Source organism: Paenibacillus sp. J22R67 (assembly GCF_059692175.1).
Genome location: NZ_JCAUAX010000006.1, coordinates 443,266 through 466,491, shown reverse-complemented (window position 1 = coordinate 466,491; position 23,226 = coordinate 443,266). Strand labels below are relative to the sequence as shown.

Annotated in this window: 22 protein-coding genes; 10 read left to right on the top strand and 12 right to left on the bottom strand. The window is 45.7% G+C overall.

The genetic code is table 11. The annotated features are described in order from the left end of the window. Positions 1-351: 351 nt before the first annotated feature. Positions 352-630, bottom strand: a complete 279-nt coding sequence (locus AC58VC_RS24180; protein ID WP_497372122.1) for a hypothetical protein — start codon at positions 628-630, stop codon at positions 352-354. Positions 631-779: 149 nt separating this feature from the next. Continuing rightward, positions 780-2,000 (bottom strand): S-layer homology domain-containing protein, encoded by a 1,221-nt coding sequence (locus tag AC58VC_RS24175; protein WP_497372120.1) that lies wholly within the window; start codon positions 1,998-2,000, stop codon positions 780-782. A 216-nt stretch (positions 2,001-2,216) separates the two neighbouring features. Here AC58VC_RS24175 and AC58VC_RS24170 point away from each other — a divergent pair, with 216 nt between their 5' ends. From AC58VC_RS24170 to AC58VC_RS24155, 4 genes are all read left to right on the top strand, one after another. Further along, entirely contained in the window at positions 2,217-3,860 is a 1,644-nt protein-coding gene (locus AC58VC_RS24170; RefSeq protein ID WP_497372118.1) for an FAD-dependent oxidoreductase, read from the top strand. A 152-nt stretch (positions 3,861-4,012) separates the two neighbouring features. Beyond that, positions 4,013-4,789: a DeoR/GlpR family DNA-binding transcription regulator gene (locus tag AC58VC_RS24165; RefSeq protein WP_497372116.1), complete on the top strand. Its 777-nt coding sequence runs from the start codon at positions 4,013-4,015 to the stop codon at positions 4,787-4,789. Further along, complete coding sequence (locus tag AC58VC_RS24160; RefSeq protein WP_497372114.1) at positions 4,782-5,606, top strand: HAD family hydrolase; 825 nt, start codon at positions 4,782-4,784, stop codon at positions 5,604-5,606. Before AC58VC_RS24165 ends, AC58VC_RS24160 begins: the two co-directional genes overlap by 8 nt. Then, positions 5,603-6,775: an MFS transporter gene (locus AC58VC_RS24155; protein WP_497372112.1), complete on the top strand. Its 1,173-nt coding sequence runs from the start codon at positions 5,603-5,605 to the stop codon at positions 6,773-6,775. The genes AC58VC_RS24160 and AC58VC_RS24155 overlap by 4 nt, the downstream gene beginning before the upstream one ends. Positions 6,776-7,131: 356 nt before the next feature. On the opposite strand, the gene AC58VC_RS24150 is transcribed toward AC58VC_RS24155, so the two are convergent. The 4 genes from AC58VC_RS24150 to AC58VC_RS24135 all read right to left on the bottom strand — a co-directional run bounded on the left by AC58VC_RS24150 (position 7,132) and on the right by AC58VC_RS24135 (position 10,816). After that, on the bottom strand, positions 7,132-7,677 hold the full coding sequence (locus AC58VC_RS24150; protein WP_497372110.1) for a hypothetical protein: 546 nt from the start codon (positions 7,675-7,677) through the stop codon (positions 7,132-7,134). 61 nt (positions 7,678-7,738) lie between these two features. After that, on the bottom strand, positions 7,739-9,169 hold the full coding sequence (locus tag AC58VC_RS24145) for a DEAD/DEAH box helicase (RefSeq protein WP_497372108.1): 1,431 nt from the start codon (positions 9,167-9,169) through the stop codon (positions 7,739-7,741). A 145-nt stretch (positions 9,170-9,314) separates the two neighbouring features. Beyond that, on the bottom strand, positions 9,315-9,836 hold the full coding sequence (locus AC58VC_RS24140; RefSeq protein ID WP_497372106.1) for an RNA polymerase sigma factor: 522 nt from the start codon (positions 9,834-9,836) through the stop codon (positions 9,315-9,317). A gap of 170 nt (positions 9,837-10,006) precedes the next feature. After that, positions 10,007-10,816 (bottom strand): alpha/beta hydrolase family protein, encoded by an 810-nt coding sequence (locus tag AC58VC_RS24135; RefSeq protein WP_497372104.1) that lies wholly within the window; start codon positions 10,814-10,816, stop codon positions 10,007-10,009. Positions 10,817-10,897: 81 nt separating this feature from the next. On the opposite strand from AC58VC_RS24135, the gene AC58VC_RS24130 reads away from it, so the two are divergent. After that, positions 10,898-11,155: a DUF2573 family protein gene (locus AC58VC_RS24130; protein ID WP_497372102.1), complete on the top strand. Its 258-nt coding sequence runs from the start codon at positions 10,898-10,900 to the stop codon at positions 11,153-11,155. A gap of 53 nt (positions 11,156-11,208) precedes the next feature. On the opposite strand, the gene AC58VC_RS24125 is transcribed toward AC58VC_RS24130, so the two are convergent. Continuing rightward, positions 11,209-11,985, bottom strand: a complete 777-nt coding sequence (locus AC58VC_RS24125; RefSeq protein ID WP_497372100.1) for an SDR family NAD(P)-dependent oxidoreductase — start codon at positions 11,983-11,985, stop codon at positions 11,209-11,211. A 107-nt stretch (positions 11,986-12,092) separates the two neighbouring features. After that, positions 12,093-12,551 carry a chemotaxis protein CheX gene (locus AC58VC_RS24120; protein WP_497372098.1) on the bottom strand — a complete coding sequence of 153 codons (459 nt, stop codon included), beginning with the start codon at positions 12,549-12,551 and terminating at the stop codon, positions 12,093-12,095. A 286-nt stretch (positions 12,552-12,837) separates the two neighbouring features. Between AC58VC_RS24120 and AC58VC_RS24115 the strand changes: the two genes are divergently transcribed. Together AC58VC_RS24115 and AC58VC_RS24110 are read left to right on the top strand one after the other, a co-directional pair. Continuing rightward, entirely contained in the window at positions 12,838-14,529 is a 1,692-nt protein-coding gene (locus AC58VC_RS24115) for a PAS domain-containing sensor histidine kinase (protein WP_497372096.1), read from the top strand. Further along, positions 14,526-15,320: a TIGR01457 family HAD-type hydrolase gene (locus AC58VC_RS24110; RefSeq protein ID WP_497372094.1), complete on the top strand. Its 795-nt coding sequence runs from the start codon at positions 14,526-14,528 to the stop codon at positions 15,318-15,320. The genes AC58VC_RS24115 and AC58VC_RS24110 overlap by 4 nt, the downstream gene beginning before the upstream one ends. Before the next feature lie 117 nt (positions 15,321-15,437). Here the strand turns inward: AC58VC_RS24110 and AC58VC_RS24105 are convergent, their stop codons facing one another. From AC58VC_RS24105 to AC58VC_RS24095, 3 genes are all read right to left on the bottom strand, one after another. Continuing rightward, positions 15,438-15,596, bottom strand: a complete 159-nt coding sequence (locus tag AC58VC_RS24105) for a hypothetical protein (RefSeq protein WP_497372092.1) — start codon at positions 15,594-15,596, stop codon at positions 15,438-15,440. An 88-nt stretch (positions 15,597-15,684) separates the two neighbouring features. Beyond that, entirely contained in the window at positions 15,685-16,263 is a 579-nt protein-coding gene (locus AC58VC_RS24100) for a PadR family transcriptional regulator (protein WP_497372090.1), read from the bottom strand. A 13-nt stretch (positions 16,264-16,276) separates the two neighbouring features. After that, positions 16,277-17,803 (bottom strand): MDR family MFS transporter, encoded by a 1,527-nt coding sequence (locus AC58VC_RS24095; protein ID WP_497372088.1) that lies wholly within the window; start codon positions 17,801-17,803, stop codon positions 16,277-16,279. Between the two features lie 223 nt (positions 17,804-18,026). On the opposite strand from AC58VC_RS24095, the gene AC58VC_RS24090 reads away from it, so the two are divergent. Beyond that, positions 18,027-18,929, top strand: coding sequence for a LysR family transcriptional regulator (locus AC58VC_RS24090; protein ID WP_145657963.1), 903 nt, complete (start codon positions 18,027-18,029; stop codon positions 18,927-18,929). A 27-nt stretch (positions 18,930-18,956) separates the two neighbouring features. Then, entirely contained in the window at positions 18,957-19,763 is an 807-nt protein-coding gene (locus AC58VC_RS24085; protein WP_497372086.1) for a histidinol-phosphatase, read from the top strand. A 51-nt stretch (positions 19,764-19,814) separates the two neighbouring features. On the opposite strand, the gene AC58VC_RS24080 is transcribed toward AC58VC_RS24085, so the two are convergent. Continuing rightward, the gene (locus AC58VC_RS24080; protein WP_497372084.1) at positions 19,815-22,109 is read right to left on the bottom strand and encodes a bifunctional diguanylate cyclase/phosphodiesterase; all 2,295 of its coding nucleotides are present in this window, start codon (positions 22,107-22,109) and stop codon (positions 19,815-19,817) included. A 221-nt stretch (positions 22,110-22,330) separates the two neighbouring features. Here AC58VC_RS24080 and AC58VC_RS24075 point away from each other — a divergent pair, with 221 nt between their 5' ends. Further along, positions 22,331-23,215: a helix-turn-helix domain-containing protein gene (locus AC58VC_RS24075; protein WP_497372082.1), complete on the top strand. Its 885-nt coding sequence runs from the start codon at positions 22,331-22,333 to the stop codon at positions 23,213-23,215. Positions 23,216-23,226: the final 11 nt, after the last annotated feature.

Here is a 23,226-nt window from a genome sequence, read left to right as displayed (position 1 = left end):
TCCATAAAGTTACCCAAAAAAGTGACGTTAACCTCCGAAGAGAATTCCGATTACTTTTCCGGGGCCCATATTTTAAGCTTAATTGTACTCATTGACTTGCTAGCGAGATTAAAATAATCTCTATTTTTGAACGATTTCTCATTCGTGCTTACTCACTCGTTGTTCAGTTTTCAAAGATCAATTTCTTTCTCATTCCGTCCCACTCTCGCGGCCGGAATTACAATATAGCATATTCAACCAATCAGATGCAAGCTTTATTTTTACATTATTCGATAAAGTTTTCAGCTCGTTTTGGCCGGAAAGACAATATACCACGGTGATCAAAATAATGCAACTCTAATCTACATTTTTTTAGGAATGTCCGTGATTTAGCATACCTTCTACTAATTCCTGTTCAAAGCGCTCTTTGAGAGCATCATTACTAGGAGCTATGCATAAGCCAATCTCTTTAAACTCTCGGACCATATTCTGAATGCCTTCCAAGTTGCCACTCTGGGCTAGATGATCTGTTTGCTCAATTACATGATAAGCGATGGCTTGGTAAGCATCCGTGAAGCTTTGCTCCACATTGGCCGCAGCTCTATAGTCGGCGTAGTATCTTTTGAATGTCTCCATAAGTGTTTCGTTCATATTCATGCCACTCCTTTCAAGATAAAGAACAGTTTCCCACAAGGAAAGCAACTTTATACGGCATGAAAGCACAACAGGCTCCCTGCTGTAAGAAGCAAGGAGCCTGTTATGAATATTCACCTTTTTTATATCTCTCTAATTTTTCTCTTTTATTTTACATCAATAGTAGTAACAACTTGGTTTTGTCCTTTAAGCTCAACAACACGGTTTGGTGTAAATGAACCAACATTGCCTGTCAAAGTGACATTAGTTGCTACGTTATAAACCGTAGTTTGGCTGACGCCATTGATATTTTGAGTAATAGAAATTGTAGTGATTTTACCTTGCCCATCTACAGTTGTTCCATTTAATGTACCTACAACATCGAAGCTTTGGTTAGCATTCGCCAGCTTAGTAACTTCTACGAAGACAACTTGATTATTGAAAGAACGAACTTTCACTTCATCGCCTACTTGAAGCGCGGAAGCAGCTACTTTCACACCATTGCGCAAAATGAAAGCATCTGGGTGAAGGACATAGTTAGTTGTAACTCCTGCTTTCGTTACTGGGAGCACATTGTTGTATACAACTGCGTTCACAGTTCCAGTCGTGGAGTTTTGGTCATCAGGCATTTGCTCGCCTGTACGATCCAATAGAGCTGCCAATTGTGCACGAGTTACGCTTTGGTTTGGTTTGAATGTGTTATCTTCAAAGCCATCAACAAGGCCTTTTTCGATAGCTACAGCAACATATCCTACAGATCCAGCAGGGATTTGTTTAGCATCTTTAAAAGTAAGTTGTGTGTTCATTTTCGCTTTAGCTTCGGACTCTAGTTTCAGAGCTTTCACTAGCAGCGTAGTTGCCCATAGGCGATCTGCTTCTTTAGAAGGTTCAACGGAGCTATCGTTTTCTGTGAATAGATCGTTTTCAAGTGCTACGGCTACATATCCTACTGCCCATGCAGGGATTTTGTCCGCATCTTTGAAGTTTAGTTTGGTAGCCATTTCAGTTGCAGATTCCGCTTGCTCACGCAATCCCATCAATCTCACCGCAGCTGTAATCGCTTCAATACGGGATACGGATTTATCTGGTTTGAACGTACCATCTTCGTATCCTTCAAATACTTGTTTGGATGCCAAGCTTGCTATGTAACGCATCGCCCATTGAGCGCCTTTTAGATCATCGAAGTTGATGCGAATTTGAACGTTGCCCTTCACATCATTTTTACCAATATTAAAAGAGCTATTATAGCTATTATTATTGTTGTTATTGTTTCCTTTACCACGATCATCATGGTCATTCCCTTTGGCAAACGCTGCAGAAGCGCCTCCCATTACCATTGTTAGTACAAGTCCTGTTGCTACAGCTTTCTTCATTAGGTCCTTTTTCATATCAAGTTCCCTCTCCCTTATTCATATGATTGGTATAAATAATGTGGAGCCTTCGCGAAGGGTTCCTGGTTATGATACAAGGATTCGCCCTTGAGGAATTGTTTTGGGGGGTCGTACTGGGAATGAATTAAAATATCAAATTGTCGAGTCTATTAAATCCCCTATGAAACTGCTAAACTAAACGAGATAAAACACTACCGCTAAAGGAGCTCATGTATGCGTTTACGTAATCCCAGAGTTCAGCTCGTTATTGCTCTAGCCGTTGTTCTAATTGCATTGTCAGTCTTTTCTTATAGCAAAATCGGGCTCAAGCAAGCAACTGTGGAACCTGCTGTTGTTGCAGTCCCAACAAATACGCATCAGGATCCTCCTCCTCTTAGTGAAGCCACTCCGACACCGGCCGTTGAAACCAAAAATACGTATCCTTCAGAGCAAGTTGACGTAGTTGTGATTGGTAGTGAGCTAGAAGGTCTCTACTTAGCAAGGGCGGCGGCAGACGAAGGCTTGAACGTTAAAGTATTGGATCCTCATAAAGCTTTTGGCGGCCAAATCCTTCAGAGTCAAATGTTGTTTCTAGATGAAACGCGCGACGATCAAGGTCATTTATTAGTGCAGGGACGAGCTAAAGAATTATTCGACGGCTTCCGGAATGCTAAAATCCGCAAGCTTTCCGAATTTTCAACTTATATGGATAAACTAGTAAAAAACATCCCTGTCGAATCGGGCGTTATCTTAAATGAGATTGAGCAAAACAACACGCCAGACAGCATGCACAAAGTTGCTTCTATTGTTTACACGACGGACAAGAATGAAAAAAAGAAGATCACCGCCAGCTACTGGGTCGAAAATAGTGATTACGCCGCACTCATCTCACGACTAGATGCCAAGAGATTACCTGGACTAGAAAAGTTCTATGGGCAAAAAGACATCGAATACATGAGCGCCGGTATGATGATGAAGTTCAAACATGTCGATTGGAAAAAGTTCAATACAACTTTCAACGCGTTAAAACCTGAAGAGAAATCCAAACAATTTGGCGGCGGTTCTGTCAATGACAGCTATGCGATCGGGCTAAGCGGTATGACAAAAGCCTATCATCCTTCCAATGATCGCGTATTTCTAAGAGGTTTAAATGCAGTGAATCAAAGAGATGGAGAAGTTTTGATCAACGCCCTTCTTGTGTATACCGTTGACCCATCCAAACCCGAATCCATCCAAGATGCTGTTACGCTAGGCAACAAAGAGACGGCATCCATTCTGGGACATTTCCGCAAAACCTTACCGGGTTGGGAGCATGCTGAACTTGGGGAATTGCCAACCTACCCTTATGTAAGGGAATATAATCACTACGAAATGGATTACGTATTAAAGCCGTCTGACCTGCTTTCTGGCGCCATGTTCTGGGATAATGTCAGCATCGGCGGATACCCACTCGATCTGCAGGGCACTAGCGCCAACAAGTGGGGCATTGAAATGGGACGTCCAGATAAATACGGCATGCCGCTGCGCAGTTTTTTATTAAAAAATTACGACAATGTCATTGCCGCCGGGAAAAATGTTGGCTCCTCAGCAATTGCATACGGCAGCACAAGAATTCAACCAAATACGAGTCTGGCTGCTGAATCCATCGGAATCATATTGGGTCAATTGCATGGTAAACAAAAGCTAAGAGAGATCATGCCCGAAGAAATGACCAAGTTACAGCAGTACTTAGCTGCTCACTATCAAATCAAGCTAACCGGGGTAACCGGCACCAACAAAATCAGCGGTTGGAACGAAGAAGAGATTAGAAAACTTGATACAGGGGAAATTACTTATCCTAGCTACGTGCAAACTCGCAAAAAAACAGCTGTGAAATAACCAAACCCGTGCATTCGTTCTTCGAGCGATTGTGCGGTTTTTTTTACGAAAATTTAATTTAGAAAGTAGTTGAAAAAACGAATCTGCCGCCATATAATAAGCGATATACTTAAGTTTACTTATAAACACTTACGCGAAAGGAGTGAAAAGCTTTGTTTCAAGAAGAAAGACTCATATCTATCATCGATTACTTAAAATCAAATAAGCGCATTTCAGTTGACTTGATATGTGAGCTGTACGATGTTTCACGAGATACCGCTAGGCGTGACATGGTAAAACTTGAAGAGCAAGGCCGTATTGTGCGGACACGCGGAGGCGCCATCCTCCCCACACTTTACAAGGAAGTTGGCAATTATGAGCAACGGCTCCAAGCAGAATCATCATCCAAGCTAACCATCGGGAAAACAGCTGCCGGACTCATTCAGGACGGCGACTATATCATGATGGATGCCTCCACCACCGTTCTACACGCTGCAACAGCGCTAACATCCAAACATAATGTTGTGGTTACAAGTTCTATAGAAATTGCTGCTATTTTAACCCGTAAAGACGAAACAACGATCCATATTCTAGGCGGCGTGTTGGATAGTAAACACCATAGCGTATACGGTGCGAAAGCTATCGAAATGTTAAATGATTACCATGTCGATAAGCTTCTGATCGGGACCTGCGGAATTACAGAGGAAGGGCTGTCAGCCCCTAACGAAGAGGATAGCTATTTAGTTCGTGCGATGATCCAACATGCGGATCAGGTCATCGTTTTGGCAGATCACTCTAAATTCGGTAAGCGGTTGTTCCATCGTGTGGTCGGTTTTGAAAGCATCGATATCCTAGTCACAGACCAAGCTTTAAGTCCGGAAATGAAAGACAAATTACTGGCAAGTGAAGTTGAAATCGTATTGGCAGAAGGAGATGACTTAGATGATTAAGCTTATCGTAAGTGATTTGGATGGTACTTTGCTCGATCACAGCAAGAAAGTTAGTCCAAGAGAGCAGGATGCGTTGAAAAAGGTGAAAGAAGCCGATATGCTGCTTTGCCTGGCGTCAGGAAGAATGAATGTGGAAATGCAGCAAGTGCTTGAGGAAATTGGTCATCGGGCCTACTCCGTATCGCAAAATGGCGCATTCATCCATCTGGAGGATGGCTCATTCCTGAAATCCCAGCTATTTGAACCTGAACTAGCTTATCAAGCCTATCAATTGCTGAGAGATTTTGACCTCGTGAAGATTGTTTGCTCAGGTGAAGCCAATTACATCACACATTTGACTCCCGCTTCTGACGATGTCCAGTCCCGAACATTCCGACCTTTTATTATAAAAGAGGACATTGAGCAGTCGTTGAAAGTTGAACTTCCTATTTGTAAGATATCTACATTCGGAGATATTCATATTCTTCTTACACTTAAGGCATTAATCGAGGAAAAATTGGGCGATCAAGTCGAACTGTTCATCTCCGACAAAGATTGCTTGGACATTATGCCGAGTCAAGTTTCTAAAGGGAACTCCATTCTAGTCCTCATAGCGCAGTTGGGTCTAAAACCTGAGGAAGTTGCCTGTATCGGTGATTCCTTCAACGATGTATCCATGTTCGGGATTACGCCGCACAGTTTTGCAATGAGAGGCGCTCATCCTGAAGTCAAACAAAAAGCAAACTATCAGGTTGAATCTGTAGCTGAAGCCATTGATCATGTATTTGCCTATAACGAAAAATATTTGAGCCAGCAAAAAGGAAGCACTATTTTATGAGAAGATTGTTGATTATGGGCTGCCTGTCCTATTTATTAACAGGCTGCACCCATGTTATTTTTGGCGCTGTATTACCCGAGTTGCTCACCCATTATGGACGCAGCTACAGCGATGGCGGAATGCTGGTATTCCTTGAATTCGGCGGATTCTTGCTTGGTGTGCTCAGCATGCCCGCGTTCAGCCGCCGCTTCAGCCGTCGAAGCACGATTACGATGGCTTTTGGACTACTCTTTTTAGCTATGATTACGATTGTCATGCTGCCCCCTTGGTCTCTGGCCGTGAGCTTAACATTCATAGCCGGTATGGCTTTCGGACTCGTAGAAGCGAGCATTTCAACCTTCGTGTTAATGGCTGCCAAAGATAAGCAAGCCTCGGCTTTCAGCACGCTCGAAGTTTTCTTCGGACTTGGCGCTTTATTTATGCCGATTATATCCAGTATTTTGATTGCCAACGGGTTATGGAAATATGGATTTATGCTGCTCGGGATAAGCGCGCTTGCCACAGGTCTCATCTGGTCGAAGCTTTCCTTGGGCGAACATGACGAGTTGTTAGCTCACAAAGCCGACAGAACGCAGCCAGACATTAAGCCTCCAGCTCTGACAAGGAGTTCCTTAACTTTCCTGATTCTGTTCATGCTTGTTTTCTTCCTCTATGTAGGGATGGAAAATACAATAGTTAATTTCCTGCCTTCGATCTTTATCGATCAAATGCATACCACAAGCTCTGTGTCCACTTTGGCGGTAACAGCGTATTGGATCGCCATGGTGGCTGGACGTCTATTTGCTGGCGTGCTTGCTGAAAAAATGACTTATTTCCGCTATTTGGCCGTCGCTTTTGGCGGCAGCTTGATAACCGTCTTTTTATGGTTGTTCAGCACGCAGTTATGGAGCAGCTTCGCAGTTGTTCTGTTACTTGGACTCTTCATGTCAGGGATGTTCGCTGTAGCTCTTATTTATGCCAATCAATTACTCCCGGGACGCACAGAGCAAACAACAAGCACGCTTATCGCAGCAGGTGGTTTGGGCGGATCCGTCCTACCGTTAGGTGTTGGTTGGGGGATGGATAAGTTTCAAGTTGGCTTTTCGATTTGGTTTGTGTTAATTGGCATGTGTGTGGTTTTCGGAGTTGTTCTCTATTCCCGCAGGTGGAAACTTCAGACTTCGAGTTAAAAAGAGAGCACTTTCTGTAACGATGTTTCTCATCGTTACAGCAGAATAAGCAAGGGATCAACGCTCTACTCAGGCTTCTAACGATATTTTACATCGTTGCTGCTGCCTCTGCAGTCACTTTCTCTCCTGTAACGATGTTTCTCATCGTTACAGCTGAATAAGCAGGGGATCAACGCTCTACTCAGGCTTCTAACGATGTTTTACATCGTTGCTGCTGCCTCTGCAGTCACTTTCTCTCCTGTTACGATGTTTCTCATCGTTGCAGGAGAGAAAGCATCCATCAGGAAAAGCGTATACAAAAAACAAAGGAGCTAAGCGCCCATACCGCTTAGCTCCTTATTTAATTATACACGCCATTATCGTAGAGCCTTCAATTGAATGAGGACGGCTTTCTCCTCGAACCGTACATCCTTTACCCCTACAAGAAGCGGCAAGTGATCCTCAATTGAGAGCTCCATCGGAGCAAACTGAAGCCATTCCTTTGGGACTTGTATGCCTCTAACCATCGTGCTCTGATGCTGAATGACCACATTCGGCGGATCCCATGCTAGTGTAAAAAGCAATTGGGCTCCGACTGGCACCTTGTCCTGCCATCTAACATTGACGTCAGCCACGAGGTTGCTGCCCTGTAAAGTAAGTTTAGCCCCTTCGATTCGAACACCGTTAGGCAGATTTTGATGGGCAGATAGCTGTTTTTTCACAAGATTGTTCAAATCTTGCTCCGTTATCTGAACCTCGAGCTTCCGGTTCTTGACAATGTCCGCGATTTTACTGGCAATTGAAATTTCTTGATAATTCAAGTCTAGATCTTCAGTAGGTTGGATGTGCCGGATGAACATCACCATGGCGGCTGCAAGGATAAGGATAACCACGATGAGAAAAATAAATCGTTTTTTCAGCACGCTTCAACACCCCGCAGAAGATAGATTCGGCAAGCCGTACAATTGCAGATGCAAATTACGGCTACTCTTTGTTCTGCTGCTTTTCCTTCAGCCAGCGGGGAGCACCCTTGCTCTTGCGATCCCGCTCGCGCTGGGCTTTACTCACGGCCTTGCCCCCGGCGGCCGTGTGCTTCGGCGCTGCCGGCTTCGCCGGGCTAGCGTTTGATTCGCGCGCGTCCGTCGCAGGCGCGCTAGTGCGCACCGCGCCCGCAGGCGCGGCAGCATAGTGCGAGCCGGCGGAGCCGCTGCGCACAGGTGCTGCATCCCGCGGGCGAGCAGCTTCACGGCGGCTGCGCATTGTAGCCGCACTGCGATCCTGGGCTGGATCGACGAGCCGGCCCTCGTACATCGCCTTCGGCTCGATCGTGATACCGAGCTGCTTCTCGAATTTATCGAGAATGAACTGCTCCTTCGGGGTCACGATAGAAATGGTCGTGCCCTCGCGGCCCATCCGACCAGTCCTGCCTACGCGGTGGAGATAGTACTCCGCGTTAGTGGCAGGATCCAAGTGGAAAACGTGAGTCACGCCTTCTATATCAAGCCCTCTTGCTGCAACATCCGTTGCCAGCAGCAGTTGGAATTTCCCTTCCCGGAAATTCCCCATTACTTTAGCCCTATCTTGTTTGCTAGCTTCTCCGTACAAAGCCTCAATAGATAATCCAACATACTGCAGCTTAGCTACGACTTGAGCGATATCATCTGTGACATTGATAAATACAATCGCAGACTTCGGTTTAATTAAACGTACAAGTCTTCGAAGCGTATCCACCTTTTCGCGCTCTTGGCAGAGCACGTACATATGCTCTAGCGTTTCCGCAGTGCGCTGGCTTGGGTTGATTTTAATAATGACAGGCTCCTTCAACCATCTACCTGCCGCTTGTTCGGTGCTTTGCGGAATTGTCGCAGACACGAACACCTTTTGGCTGGACTTCAGCATTCCTTTTAGAACAGACTCCACATCTTGCATAGAACCAAGTTCGAAGACTTGATCCACTTCATCAATGACACCGACTTTCACATGGTGCAAAGTCAGTTTCTTTATTTTCATAAGCTCAAGCAAGCGCCCTGGAGTTCCCACAACAATATGAGGGTGCAGTCGAAGCTTCTCGACTTGTCTGACCACAGCCGCTCCGCCAATCAAAGACTGCGAACGAATCGGGCCGTCAGCCGTTAATTTTTCAATTTCCTGCATGATTTGCATACCCAGTTCCCTGGTTGGAACAACAACTAGAACCTGCAGCTGTTTCTGCGTTGGATCGATTTGTTCTAGTGCCGGCAGCAAATACGCTAACGTTTTGCCCGTACCTGTCTGCGACTGAATGATTGCATCGCTGCCTTGTTTCAAAACTGGAATTGCTTCTGCCTGAATCGGCGTTGGGTCACCAATACCCAGTTCTTTCAATTTATCTAAATAAGTTTGTGCGATTTGCAGTTGTTCAAAGCTTGTACTCAATGACGTAAACCCCTTTTCTCATTCAACCTAATGTCCTTATTATATGCCACGCCGTATATCGATACAAATCAGTACTTTGAAAAAGCCACCAATAAACTGCCCATTCCTCCTCTATATAAGCAGAAATAAGAGTCCTCATGGACTCTTATTTCCCCGTTCCCCATTCTTCTAACAGCTTCTGCTTGATGACATCTCTTGCCCGGAACAACCGCTGCCGCACAACACCTTCCGTAACCCCTAATTCAATCGCCATATCCCTGTAAGATAAATTATGTATCCATTTCATTGCAATAATTTGACGGTAGGAAGGAGTGAGTTGATTAATATAAGATATGATGGCTTCCCGCATGAGCTTCAGCTCGACTTCTTGATCCAGGGAACCCAAATAATCCGAGGTAGGTGCTGTTTCCTTGATGCACAGCATAAGTTCCGTTTCTAGTTCATCTCTGTTGCGTTTGTGCTTGCGAAGGTGATTCAGCGTTACATTCCGGGTCAGCTTCTTGACCCAACTTTCATATTTATCAATATCCTGAAGCAGCGGCGCTTTCCGCACAGCCCGAAGAAAAGACTCTTGAATAATATCCTCCACGGCCGCATGATCCCTAAGTATAAAATAAATCATCGGATAGACAAGGAGATAGAACTCATGATATATCTGTTCCTGCACGCTCTTCTCTAAAGTGTAAAAATCACTGCTAAATAACAGTCTGAGCGACTTCGAAATAAACGCCCCCTAGCCAACCAGGTAAAAAACAAATCTGTTTCTTACCCTTATTTTAGGGCAAAGCTAGGGAGTAAACAACAATAAAAACAAAGTAATATGGTAATAAAACCCACTTAGTGCTTATGTTGGTTTTTTTCGCGCAGCCAGGCAAAAACGTCATCAAGTGCCTTCTCATCTTCTTTGCGAGGAAAACGGTGGTCCAATCCTGCAAACAGCGCCATTGTGTAAGATTTACCTGCTTGTTCCAGGGCGGCAGCCAATTTCTTGGCGTGACTGATATCCACTTGTGAATCTAAAGTGCCATGAATAATATAGATAGGTGTGTCGATTTCGTGAACCCAGTACGCTGGAGACCGCTCCACGTAGGCTTCAATTTGTTTCTTCGGATGACCGACAACACGTTTTAGCATCCGCCGCAGGTCAACGCGCTGCTCATACGTGTCGAGCATGTCGCTCACACCTCCCCAAACAACAACAGGACCTACCCCGCTGCACTCTCTTGCCGCGCGCATCGCCATAACGGCTCCGCGTGAAAACCCGATTAAGGATACAGGTCCTGGTTGCACTTCCTCTAAAGACTGAACCATGGGGATCGCGTGAATTAGATCATACCTGTCTTCCCCGCCAAAATCCTCACGCCCTTCACCGCCTTCATTCCCTCTATAATAAGGAGCAAAGACGACATAACCACGCCTAGCCATGGATATAATTCGCCTTTTCCGAACCATGCCAACGCGCTTAATCCCACCCCGACAATAAATCACAGCTGGCCGAGGGCTTGTCCCTTCCGGAACGGCTAGCAGCCCTTTCACCTTCAACCCCTGACTTACATAAGTGAGAATAAATAACGAAATATGCTTAACAAAGCAGCGAATCTGCTCTCTGCCTATTAATTGACCATCTTGTAATTGTACTATGGACATGGGTCCCCCTATTTTGACAGCTGTCAGATCATCAGATAAACTAGAAGTGTCTTACTATTTTCCATCCGAAGGGATGAAACTATGAATACAGATTTTGAGAATGAATTCAACGCTCTTGTGTTAAAAACCGCAGAACTCATTACGGGAGATACGTCACCTGAAATGCTTGAGAAAATAAAAGTATGGGCATTTTTCAATCATGTTCATAAATCGCTCCCGGCACTTACTTCGCATTGGAATCAAACCCATCCCGAAAGCAAAGCGGAAGTGCGTCGTATTTTCGAAGAGATTCGTGATTTAAACCAAGCACTGCAAGCCAAAAAGCCTGAGCCCAAGTAACTTCGCTCAACGACGAAAAAAGCGGATTCCCAGTCCATAGACCGGGACCCGCTTTATTTTTTATTTAAAATTCCCGATGCCAGACGGTCGAACAGCCGCGGAAATAAGTGAAACAGCTTAATGCCAACGCCTGCTACAAAAGGGAGATTCTTCTCTGGTATTTTTTTCTCTATGGCATGGATCAATTCTTTCACAACTTTCTCTGGTTTGAGCATAAACCAAGCGACATTTTTAACATAGTTCCCGCTCGGATCTGCTTTATCGAAGAATGGCGTGGAAATTGGCCCAGGATTAATCGCCGTAACAGAAATCCCGCTTCGCATTAGCTCCTGACGCAAGCTGTTCGTGAAACCAAGCACGGCATGCTTCGTTGCCGAATAGCCCGTAGATTTGGCTGAACCGATTTTCCCTGCCATGGAGGCAATGTTCACGATATGACCGCTTCCTGCCTTCAACATATGAGGCAATACGGCTTGCGTACAGCGGACAACCCCCATGTAATTCACGTTCATCATATTTTCAAAATGTTCCAGCGGCGCGCCCGCAAACGACTCAAATATCCCATAACCGGCATTGTTGATCAAAATGTCGATACGACCGAACCTCGCCATAATCTGACTAACTACGTCATATACTTGCTGCGTGTTCGTAACATCAAGCGCATAAACAGCGTGCTGGCCTTGAATGCCTGCCGCAATCGACTCGAGCTTGTCTGTGCTGCGGGCTGTTAAAATGGGAATCGCCCCCAACGCCGCAAACTGTTGTGCCATGACAGCGCCGATGCCGCTTGACGCACCTGTAATCAAGACGATTTTGTTCGAAATGTTCAACGTCATTTCTCCCCATTCCAGTAAGTTACAAAAAAAAGAGAACCGCTTATTTGCAGTACTCCATTTCTTCAATCTTATGTATACAACATTATAATCCAATATTCATATTACGTAATTAACACTTGAATGTCCAGTTCCCCAATGCTATCCATAATCAAAGGAATCGTTAGCGCCTTCTTCGGTACAAAACCAGCCGCTGTCGCTGATTCAACAAGCTTCGGAGGCGTGATATCTACTCTTACTCCTTGATTAAATAACATGGTGCTCGCATTCCCGCTAATCATATTACCTAGCTCCGATATAGCGCTCTTGCCCATTTCGTCCATTTCCGTAATTATAAACCCGCCCATCATCGCGGAAACCATCTTCAAAGCGACGTCCTCAGCCAAGCCGAATACGATATCGCCTTCCATTTGTCCGGTCATCCCGATTTGGATCCAAATATACTTTTCCACAAATTTGACGTCTTTGACGCCGAGCTGCCCTGTAGTTGGGCGAATGTTAGCAACCTGCTCGATGACAATTCTAGCCGACTCCAAAAAAGGATTAATGTACTCAGCCTTCATAGCTCCGCTCCGATCTCATTTGTGAATAAGTTCCACGAAAAACGACCTTTTTCAACATTATACCTAAAATACTAGGACAAGTATACTGTATTTTTTCATAAAATAGTTCCTTATACTCACATACAGACACTCTTCCTGCCTTCATACTAAAATTGTCGAATCTGGATTTAATGATCTTAATCAGCAGGAAATACAGCAGGTAATCTGGAAGAATATATAAATATGTGTCGAATCCTGTTATGCTTGCAGGGTGTTCGTCCTTTTAAAGGAGAGCTGAAAGGCAACCATGATGAAACAGAAAACGACAATTAAACATGGCACGTTATATCAACTTACACTTGTCTATCATATTATCGCTCTGCTGCTAATAGGTGCGGACTTCTTTATTATTCATCAGCTTCCCTATGTCGACGAACACCATTTCATTCGGCTGACCATTGATATCGTCGTTCTTGGTACAATCGTTGGACTGGCTTGGTACGGACTCCGAAGAGTCAAAAAAGAAGAAGTGGCCATTCTGGAAACCGCAGAGCGCTACCAATCTCTATACGACAACCATCCGGACTCGATTATTTCTTTCAGCCTAGACGGTGAAGTGCTGTCAGCCAACCATGGGCTTGAAAGCCTGCTCGGTCTTGGGCGCGAGAACTCCACGACTTCTTTTATTCCAATGATCAGTCCGCCTGATTTGCTTAAAGCTTTGCATCATTTCCAAGTGGCTTCCGCTGGGATGCCGCAAAATTTCGAAGCTGCTTTTATTCATGCAAGCGGGATTCCTATCCCTTCTAACGTGACATTCGTCCCGACGATTATTGATGATCAAGTCGTAGGCATTTACGCGATTCTCAAGGACCTTACAGAGGTTAAAGAACAGAAGAAAGTCATCGACAAACTCTATAAGCAAAATCAACTCATCCTCAACTCCGTCTCAGAAGGCATCTATGGGATTGATATGAGCGGCCGCACGATCTTCTGGAATCAAGCTGCTGAAACAATAACCGGCTGGAAAGTGGATGAAATGCTCGGCAGGCAAATTCATAATCTGATTCGGCCTGAGAAGAGCGATGGCACTCCTTTTTCACGCGAAGAAAGTCCCATTCTGAACACGATTCTGAATCGGGATGCTCCCATTATGAAAGAGGACCTGTTCTGGAGAAAGGATGGCACGGCTTTCCCTGTCGAGTTCATGTCGAGTCCCATCCTGGAGGAGAAAGGGCACATCCTCGGTACCGTTATTACATTTAAAGATATTACCGCATTAAAAAAGACTCAGGAGCTGCTTATCAAGTCGGATAAACTTTCCGCTGTAGGTCAACTAGCCGCTGGAGTGGCGCACGAAATCCGCAATCCATTGACGGCCTTGAAGGGATTCCTTCAATTATTAAAAACGAAAAGTATAAAAGAGCAATACTACATAGAAATTATGCAAAAAGAGCTGCAGCGCATAGAGTTTATCGTGAATGAGTTCCTGTTCGTCTCGAAGCCTCAAGCAACCAATTTCGATATCCGAACCGTTGACTCTATTGTGATGAGCACGATCGAGCTTCTCCAGCCTCAAGCGTTATTGGATAACATTCAAATTGAAGCCGATATTGAGCTGGGTCTGCCTCCTGTCACTTGTGACGAACGGCAAATTAAACAGGTTTTCATTAATATTTTAAAAAATGCACTGGAGTCCATGGAAGAGGGCGGACTAATGCGTATCGAGGCCGCAGCTGACCCTATAAAGAAAAACATTATCATCCGTTTCATTGATCAAGGGTGTGGTATTGCACCGGAGCGGCTGCCCAAGCTGGGAGAACCTTTCTATAGTACAAAGGAAAAAGGTACCGGGCTTGGCCTCATGGTATGTTACCGTATTATTGAGGCGCATGGGGGCATGATGGAAATTCAAAGCAAACTGGAAGAAGGAACGACGGTTGAAATTACACTTCCTTCCACACAAGTCAAAATCACCGAAGGAGTGCCTGCAACATGAACGGTTTTCTCATAGATTTGGATGGTACGCTATATCGGGGGCATGAACCGATTCCACACGCAGCCACTTTCATTCAGTGGTTGCAGCAGCACCATTTGCCCTACTTATTGGTGACGAACAATTCGTCCCGTACACCTGAGCAGGTCGCCGAGCATCTGCTAGAGCTAGGCATTGAAGTGCCGGCGACGGCGGTCTATACCTCCTCGCAGGCCGCCGCCAAGTACTTGACCGAGCAGCCTGGGGGCACCCGGGTGCATATGGTTGGCGAAGCCGGACTGCGGATCGCCCTTGAGGCATCCGGCTTCGCCATAGAGGGGACGACGCCTCCGGATTACGTCGTCCAAGGCATTGATCGCAGCTTCACTTACGCGAAGCTGACTGAAGCGGTCCGCCACCTGAAGGCTGGCGCGACCTATGTGTTAACCAATCCCGACCGCATGCTGCCGTCGGATGGAGGGCTTATGCCAGGGGCGGGCTCCCTGGCCGCTTCGATCACCGCCGCCTCCGGCGTGGAGCCGGTGGTGATCGGGAAGCCCTCGCCGATCATCATGGCTTACGCCATAGAGCGGCTCGGTCTTCCTGCCGCCGATGTTTGGGTCATCGGCGATAACGTGCATACCGACATCCGCGGAGGCGTGGTGTCGGGGTGTCGCACGGCGCTCGTGCTGACCGGCGTCGCAACCGCGGATAACGTGCACGAGCAGATGGCGTCGGCGGGCGTGACGCCGGACCTTGTCTGCGATGATTTGGCACATTTCATCGCGCAGTTTACTGAGCTTAGTGGGTTGTAAGCCGCTTGCGTGCGGGGATGGCAGGATTTTCGCACCTGTAACGATGAGAAACATCGTTGCATCGCACATGAGCCACGCCGAAAGCATCTATAACGATGCAAAACATCGTTAGATGCCCTAGTTATGCGGGGATGGCGGGGTTTTCGCACCCGCAACGATGAGAAACATCGTTGCATCGCACATGAGCCACGCCGGCGCATCCATAACGATGCAAAACATCGTTGGACGCCGATTTGCGCGATAATGGCGGAATTTTTCGCACATTGCTGATAACACAAAAAACCTCCAACCCACACTACGTGTGAAATTGGAGGTTTTTTCAGCTATGCGGTTTCTTCTATTTAACGGTTTCTTCCGCACACAATCAATCTAAATGGTCCCAGTCCACATCAGGAGGAGAGCCTTTTTCCTGCAAGCGCCCCTCTCGGGCATCCTTTTGCAGCTGCTCGAGCCATTTTAACTCGCTGAAAGAACGTTTATAGGTGCCAATCATCATCTGTAAGACAACACGTGGAACCGTATTTTGATGTTCTTCATACAGGCTTTTCATTCTGTTCATGCTCATTTTCTGGGCCATAATTTTATTTTCAAGCGTATCGGCTATTTTGGTCTGATCGCCATGTACGGAAAATGGCAGAGCAACGTAGAGCGGGTGATAGTGCTTGATTTCTTCATGAAACTGCTCGATCAGCAGCTCTTGAAATTTAAGCTTCCCAGCCTCCGTAATTTGAAAGACGGTTTTCTCTGGACGATTCGTATCGCGCACAACTTCAAGTGCTTCCACATGACCGTCTTTGCGCAGTTGATCCATAGCATAATAAAGCGAGCCGTCTTGCAGCTTCATATAATTATGCATGCCTCTTTCTTTCATCGTTTGCCGAATCTCATAAGTATGCCGATTGGCTTCCATCAACAGACCAAGTATGACGAGCTTCATCGACATAGCGGTTCTCCTCCTAGTGTCCTACAGGTGCACTCCCTTTGACAGGAGCTTTGCCTACTTCCAGCTTCGCATTCCCCATAAGCAAGATAAACGCGAGTCCAATTACAGCTAAAACAATCGTTGTTTGAAAAACAACAGCAATGGAATCAGCAAGTGCGGTCAGCAGCTTATGCAGCACATCAACAGGAATATTCGCACGAACCTGAGGCTGCAGCAAGATGCGCGCATCATGAAACTTTTCAGCCATAACCGGATCTTGTAGGGATTCTGTAATGTTATCTCTAAGTGAGTTTACCTGAATACTACCGAATACTGCAACTCCGATGGCGGAACCTACGGAACGGAAGAAGCCAACAAGCGAAGTTACGGTACCTCTGCGTCGGAAGTCTACTTTATGCAAAGCGGACATAGAAGTAATCGGGAAGCAAGCTCCGATACCGAGTCCCATTAGAATCATAAAAGTCGTGATGACCCAGCGCTTGGAATCAATTGAAATGCCGCCCAGTAGCGATGTAGCAACAATCAATAGCGCTGCGGAAACCAACATGACATTGCGGTAAGAGAATTTGCCTATGAAACGTCCGCCTAACGCAGAGCTGACAACAACACCCAGCATCATCGGCGTGAGTGTAGAACCCGCGCTTGTAGCAGAACCCTCAAATACACCTTGAATAAACAAAGGAATGTACGTACCCGCTGAAATCAGAACAGCCCCGTAAGCGAAGCTGACACCCATGCTTGCGGTGAACAGGCGATTCTTGAACAAGTCGAGTGGGACGATCGGTTCAGCTGCATATTTTTCAATCGTCAGGAAGACTGCCAAGAGAACAGCAAACCCTGCGAAAAGACTAATGATTTGCCAAGAAGCCCACGCATATTCTTTACCGCCTAGCTCAAGTGCAAACATCAGAGATACAATCGCAGCTGTCAGTAAAATTGTACCGCTCCAGTCGATTTTGGCCTTACTGTGCTCCACTTTCTCATGGTAGGAAAAAATAATGACTAACAAGGACACAATGCCAAGTGGCAGATTAATGAAGAAAATCCATTCCCATGTTACATAATCCGTGAAATAAGCGCCAATGATCGGACCGAGTACACTTGATAAACCAAATACGGCCCCGAAAAGCCCTTGCATTTTACCCCGTTTCTCCGGTGGGAAAATGTCAAAAATAATGGCAAATGTAATGGGCATCAAGGCACCGCCCCCGATACCTTGGATCGCACGATACACGATCAGTTGAGTCATCGATGAGGCTGTTCCGCATAGGGCAGATCCGATCATGAATACGATGATCCCTATGATGAAAAATAACTTACGACCGTACATATCCGAGAGCTTTCCGAAAATAGGCATGGCTGCCACGTTAGCAATCAAATAGGCTGAGAAAACCCAGACGAACTGGCTGAACCCCCCTAGTTTGGACACAATGGTTGGCATCGCTGTAGAAACGATCGTCTGATCCAGCGATGCCAGCAAAAGTCCTAACATCAACCCGACGACTGTCCAGGTGGGGTTAGACTTGCGTGATAACGACATGAAATGAATCTCCTTTATCATTCAATTTATTATATACTAATTATTATAATCAAATTTGAGTATATGGCAACGAAATTCGACAGGCCGTTGTCCGTGTTTTCCGGGAAACATTGCCGACCCCCTCCTTCCTATCATATAATAAGGTTAGAAAAGGTTTTTATGCCCTTTACAATTTCGATAAATTTTTTTTGTAATTACAATTTGAATAGCAGGAGGTAATCGCATGAATATGAACCAGTTGGAAACGTTGCTCACGATTTCCAAGACGATGAGCTTCCGCAAAGCTGGCGAAATTCTCAACTTGACCCAACCTGCCGTTTCCGCGCAAATTAAGAGCCTAGAAGACGAATTCGGCACGATTCTCATCGATCGCAACCAGCCTGTCACTTTAACGGATAGCGGAAAGCTATTCCTGGAGCACGCTGAGAAAATGCTGCGGATCGCCAGTGACCTCAAGCAGCGCTTGTCAGATTTACACCAAACACCTCAAGGTCATATCCACATCGGCACGACGACCTCAATTGCCATGCAAATTTTACCTCGGGTGCTTTCTTATTTCCAAGACCAATTCCCTTTGATCAAAACGACCATTCACTCCATGACATCTTCGCAAATTATGACCTCTGTTGAGAATAGTCAAATTGACATCGGGATTACTTATTTATTCGAGAAAAATCAAGCCTTAGAAACTTCCGTGCTGTATTACGACAATTTCGAGCTCGTTGTATCGACGCAGCACCCACTCAGCCGATTCGCCCATTTGTCCATTGAAAAACTGCGCAATATTTCATTCATCATGCTTTCTCCAGAAACCGCTGGGCGACGCTTTGTCGATCAAGTTTTCAAAAACTATGATGTCTCACCGCATATTGTCATGGAGCTGTCCAGCAGTGAAGAAGTGAAGCGGATGGTCGAGTTAAATCTCGGCGTCGCCATCATTTCCAAGCTGTCTGTAGCGGATGAGCTGCGGCATGGCACTTTGAAAATAGTAAAAGTAAATGAGTTGGATATTACCCATCCTGTAGGTGTAGTATATAAGTCGGGACGTTACTTAAATTCTGCTATGCAGCAGTTCCTTCGAGATTTAAAAGGTATGCCAGAAACCCAATTTCTTGGCTCAGAATAAACTAACAGGCTTAGGAGGTATTCTCGTATGAAATTCGACCTACATACCCATCACGACCGGTGCGGGCACGCCCAGGATAAAATTCGCGACTATATCGAAGCCGCCATTGCCGGCGGTTTAAAGGCGATTGGGATCTCGGACCACTCTCCTTATTTCGGAAGTCCGGAAGATCACGCACAACCTTTAATCGCCATGGCCAAAAGCGAATTTCCCAGATATATCGATGAAGTGCTTCAGCTTAAAAAAGAATACGAAGGTAAAATTGATGTATTGTTAGGCGTAGAATCCGATTATTTCCCTGAGCACGTTGACGTTTACCGTCAAGAGTACGCCAAATATCCGTTCGACTACATTATTGGTTCTGTGCACTTATCCGGTGGTGTCAGTATTTTCAATCGCAACAGATGGAAACATTTAAATGATGCACAGAAAATCGAGCATAAAGAAGAGTACTATCGTCTTATTGCAGAATCCGCTCGCTCCGGCATGTTTAACATCCTTGGGCATATTGATGCTATGAAAGGCTTTTATCCTGCTTTCTCTGACATCCCGACACCAGCAGTCAACGAAACTTTGAAAGTCATTGGCGAGTCCGGTGTAGCCATCGAAATCAATACGTCAGGTAAGACCAAAGATGTTGGAGGTTGGTACCCCTCGCACGCGATGTTAGAACAAGCCCTTCACTATGGCGTTGAGGTAACGTTCGGCTCTGATGCGCATATCCCAAGCCGTGTTGGCGATGACTGGGAAGAAGTGAGCAAAACGCTGAAAGAGATCGGCTTCAAACATTGGGTTTATTTCAAAAATAAACAAAAACAAATTGTCGCTCTATAAAAAAAGGCTGTCCCAAAAGTAGATTATTCTACTCGGGGCAGCCTCTTTCGTTTAAGTTGTTTTCATGAAACCGAGCTTCGGTTGCAAACTCTCTTGTAGCATGGACTGCGCCCTATCGGCCGACATGGGTTGAAAGAAGTAGTAGCCCTGAATTTGACTGCAACCATTGGCAACCAGGAAGACCGCCTGTTCTTCTGTCTCAACGCCTTCAGCAATGATTTGCAGTTGAAATGATTTGGCCACAGAGATGATCGCTTTGATCATAGCCCTATCCTTGTCATCCGTTTGCACGCCGCGGACAAATGATTGATCCAGCTTGATTTTGGTAACGGGAAACCTTTTTAAATAGCTGAGCGAGGAATAATGCGTGCCGAAATCGTCAACGGATATCGCAATACCTAACTTGCGTAAACGGCCGAGAGCCTCCAACTGATCATCCCGCATCGCGACATTTTCAGTGATCTCAATTTCCAGATACTTCGCATCTAGACCTGTCTCTTCCAAAATTTGAATGACTTTATCGACAAACCGATCATCGTTCAGCTGCTTAACGGAGAGGTTAACGGATATCGTGAGCGGTTCTTCCAAGATGTCATGCCAAGCCTTCATCTGCAGGCATGCTCCCCGCATCACCCACTCACCGATGGCCACGATGAACCCCATTTCTTCAGCAATCGGAATAAATTCGGAAGGGGAAATGTATCCCTTCGTCGTATGTTTCCAGCGCAACAAGGCTTCAACACCAATGACTTTACCTAGTATGCAATCAACCTGAGGTTGATAAACAATCTCAAGTTCGTTCCGATCCATGGACTGACGAAGGTGGTTCTCCATTTCAAGCTTTGATACGGAATTCATCGCCATTTGCTTATCGAAGAAGCTGTAGGAGCTGCCGCTCTCTTTTTTGGCGATATACATCGCGATATCCGCATTTTTAAGCAGTGATTCCCAGGTCACTCCGCCGTAAGGATATTGCACAATCCCTATGCTTGCACTGATGAAAAAAGCACGACCCGCAATTAGGCACGGCGGCTTCATGATCTCAATTAACTGCTCGCAGAAGTCCTGTGCGTCCTGTTCATCTGGACAATCTTCGAGCAGAATCGCGAACTCATCCCCGCCGAATCTGGCGAATGTGTGATAGCGGAGCGCGGATTGCTGAATCCGGTTTACAACTTCACGCAGCATCAGATCGCCCATATGATGACCATGCGAATCATTGACCATTTTAAAATTATCCAAGTCAAAAAACAGCACCGCCAGCGAAGTATGATTGATTTCGTTGTAGACGATCTGTTCCTTCAATACCATTTGAAAATACGCACGATTATGAATCCCTGTCAGCACATCATGGTAGGCCAGATAAGAAAGCATTTGTTCCGATTCCAGCAGCCTTTTGGTCGAATCCTGCAACTCCTGTTGTCCGGCTAGCAGCTCCTCGTTCACTGCCGTCAAATCTTCATTGGCGAGCTGCAGTTCTTGCGTACGCTCATTGACAGCCTTGCTTAACGTGTTCCGCTGCCTAACCATATAAAGGAAGAAGAGCAAACCGAGCACCAATATCGTAATGAATGAAGCTCGCGTCACTACAATCTGCTGATTGATGCTCTGAGCCGCACTGCTCGGAGGAAGCGCACCCAGCTCCCAATTATTATCCGCAAGCTCAATAACGGCCTTCGTGTGTCTTGCTTGGAAAACCGAGTCATCGCCAAAAAAGGCAGGTTGACCTGGGTTACGGATGGCTAGTCGATCATTTCTTGGATCCCCGTTCTTCATGCCCGCTTCAGCAAGCAACTGATCCACATCGACTCCAACAGATACGAATCCCCAGAATTCTCCTTCTTGGTAAATCGCTTTGCGCGCAACTAACCCGTTCATCCCCTGCAGGAGCTTAAACGGACCATCCATGGTCATTTTCTTAGTTTGAAGAGCATGTAAAATTTGCTGCTGCACATTCACCCTAGGATCGTTCAACAAATCCCAATTCATTATGCTTTCATTGCCCTTAAGGGGAAAAACGGCTTTCACAATCCCTTTGGGCGCGATAATTAAATTAAGTGTAGAAGCTTGAGCGCCAAGATACAGTGAAGCAATGTAATTCAAAACTTCTTGGTCGTCTTTGTTTTCCAAGTAGTTAGAACTGACATAGGCCTCTAAACTGACCATTAGGTTAAAATTACGGTCAATCACGGATTGCAATACCAAAGCCCTCGAGGATAATTGCGACTGTTCGGTCATTCTAAGCTCATTAAATAAGGAGTCTTTATACTTACCGAGAACAAACTCAGAGGAAGAGACCAATAGGATGAAAACTAGAGCTATTATTGTGTATTGCATCGTTTTCATGCGACTCTGCTCCCGTCAATCCTAAACTTTTACGTCATAATTCGACATGATTCCTCTCTATTATTCCATCTGCGAACCACTAGATCAATCTTTTTTATTCGAATTACACGACTTCCAAAATTAGGATATAGCAAATAGCTTCGAGTCGGAATAGGTCTTGCACTTTTCACAGATAGTGTGAAACAATAGAGGCAAGTCACACCCTTGTGGGGGGATGTCCAATGAAAACTCATCTCGGATCACTCGGAAATCTGCGTCCTACGGTTAACTTTAGTAATTATTTTCAAGCTCCAGCGGGTACTTTTTGGGGTCCACGCACGATTCCTGACTGCCAGCTCATCCTCTTGGTAGCTGGTTCTGCCAGTTTTGAATTCGCAGGGAAATGCCTGAATTTACTGCCGGGGAATTGCCTGTTCTATGGTTCAGACACGCCGCATCGTTTGGCCATTTCATCAAGCGGTCCCTCGACACTGGGCAGCATCCATTTTAGCTGGGACTCCGCCTCGAGTGAAGCTATTCATCCAGAACCGACCATCATTTTACATACGAGAGATCAGTTGGTAAGACCTGCCAAAACCTACACCGTTCATGTGGAAGGTCACGGAGACGTGGATATGTGGCATTTCTATGAGTTTACGCAGCTGGAAAGCCTGTTCGCGCGGATTGCCAAGGAATTCGTTCATCAGGAGCCTGGTTATGGTTCGATTGCTCGCGGTTATCTCATTCAAATTCTTACGTCCTTGTTACGTTACCAAATGGACAAACGTTTTCGCGCTGCAACCGAGCACAGCAAAATTGCTGCATCCATTGAGGCGATTCAGCAAGATGCGTCCCGAAATTGGTCAACGCCCGAGCTTGCTGCTATAAGCGGTTACCATCCCACTTACTTCGCAGAGCTGTTCCGCGAAGCAACCGGCTATGCCCCGAAGCACTATTTGGTTCTGGAAAGAGTGAAACAAGCGCAGCTGCTTTTGCTGCAGGAACCCACCATTGAAGCTGTTGCGATGAAATTAGGGTATTCCAGCATTCATTATTTTTGCAGAAATTTCAAGGCTGTTACTGGATTGACCCCTACGGAGTTTAAACAACGCAATGTCGAGCTTTAGATGAAACCTGA

Bases quoted from the DNA above. Each gene is read 5' to 3' on its own strand.
- AC58VC_RS24180 (WP_497372122.1), bottom strand. From the start codon at position 630: ATGAACGAAACACTTATGGAGACATTCAAAAGATACTACGCCGACTAT.
- AC58VC_RS24175 (WP_497372120.1), bottom strand. From the start codon at position 2,000: ATGAAAAAGGACCTAATGAAGAAAGCTGTAGCAACAGGACTTGTACTA.
- AC58VC_RS24170 (WP_497372118.1), top strand. From the start codon at position 2,217: ATGCGTTTACGTAATCCCAGAGTTCAGCTCGTTATTGCTCTAGCCGTT.
- AC58VC_RS24160 (WP_497372114.1), top strand. From the start codon at position 4,782: ATGATTAAGCTTATCGTAAGTGATTTGGATGGTACTTTGCTCGATCAC.
- AC58VC_RS24155 (WP_497372112.1), top strand. From the start codon at position 5,603: ATGAGAAGATTGTTGATTATGGGCTGCCTGTCCTATTTATTAACAGGC.
- AC58VC_RS24135 (WP_497372104.1), bottom strand. From the start codon at position 10,816: ATGTCCATAGTACAATTACAAGATGGTCAATTAATAGGCAGAGAGCAG.
- AC58VC_RS24130 (WP_497372102.1), top strand. From the start codon at position 10,898: ATGAATACAGATTTTGAGAATGAATTCAACGCTCTTGTGTTAAAAACC.
- AC58VC_RS24120 (WP_497372098.1), bottom strand. From the start codon at position 12,551: ATGAAGGCTGAGTACATTAATCCTTTTTTGGAGTCGGCTAGAATTGTC.
- AC58VC_RS24115 (WP_497372096.1), top strand. From the start codon at position 12,838: ATGATGAAACAGAAAACGACAATTAAACATGGCACGTTATATCAACTT.
- AC58VC_RS24110 (WP_497372094.1), top strand. From the start codon at position 14,526: ATGAACGGTTTTCTCATAGATTTGGATGGTACGCTATATCGGGGGCAT.
- AC58VC_RS24100 (WP_497372090.1), bottom strand. From the start codon at position 16,263: ATGTCGATGAAGCTCGTCATACTTGGTCTGTTGATGGAAGCCAATCGG.
- AC58VC_RS24095 (WP_497372088.1), bottom strand. From the start codon at position 17,803: ATGTCGTTATCACGCAAGTCTAACCCCACCTGGACAGTCGTCGGGTTG.
- AC58VC_RS24090 (WP_145657963.1), top strand. From the start codon at position 18,027: ATGAATATGAACCAGTTGGAAACGTTGCTCACGATTTCCAAGACGATG.
- AC58VC_RS24085 (WP_497372086.1), top strand. From the start codon at position 18,957: ATGAAATTCGACCTACATACCCATCACGACCGGTGCGGGCACGCCCAG.
- AC58VC_RS24080 (WP_497372084.1), bottom strand. From the start codon at position 22,109: ATGAAAACGATGCAATACACAATAATAGCTCTAGTTTTCATCCTATTG.
- AC58VC_RS24075 (WP_497372082.1), top strand. From the start codon at position 22,331: ATGAAAACTCATCTCGGATCACTCGGAAATCTGCGTCCTACGGTTAAC.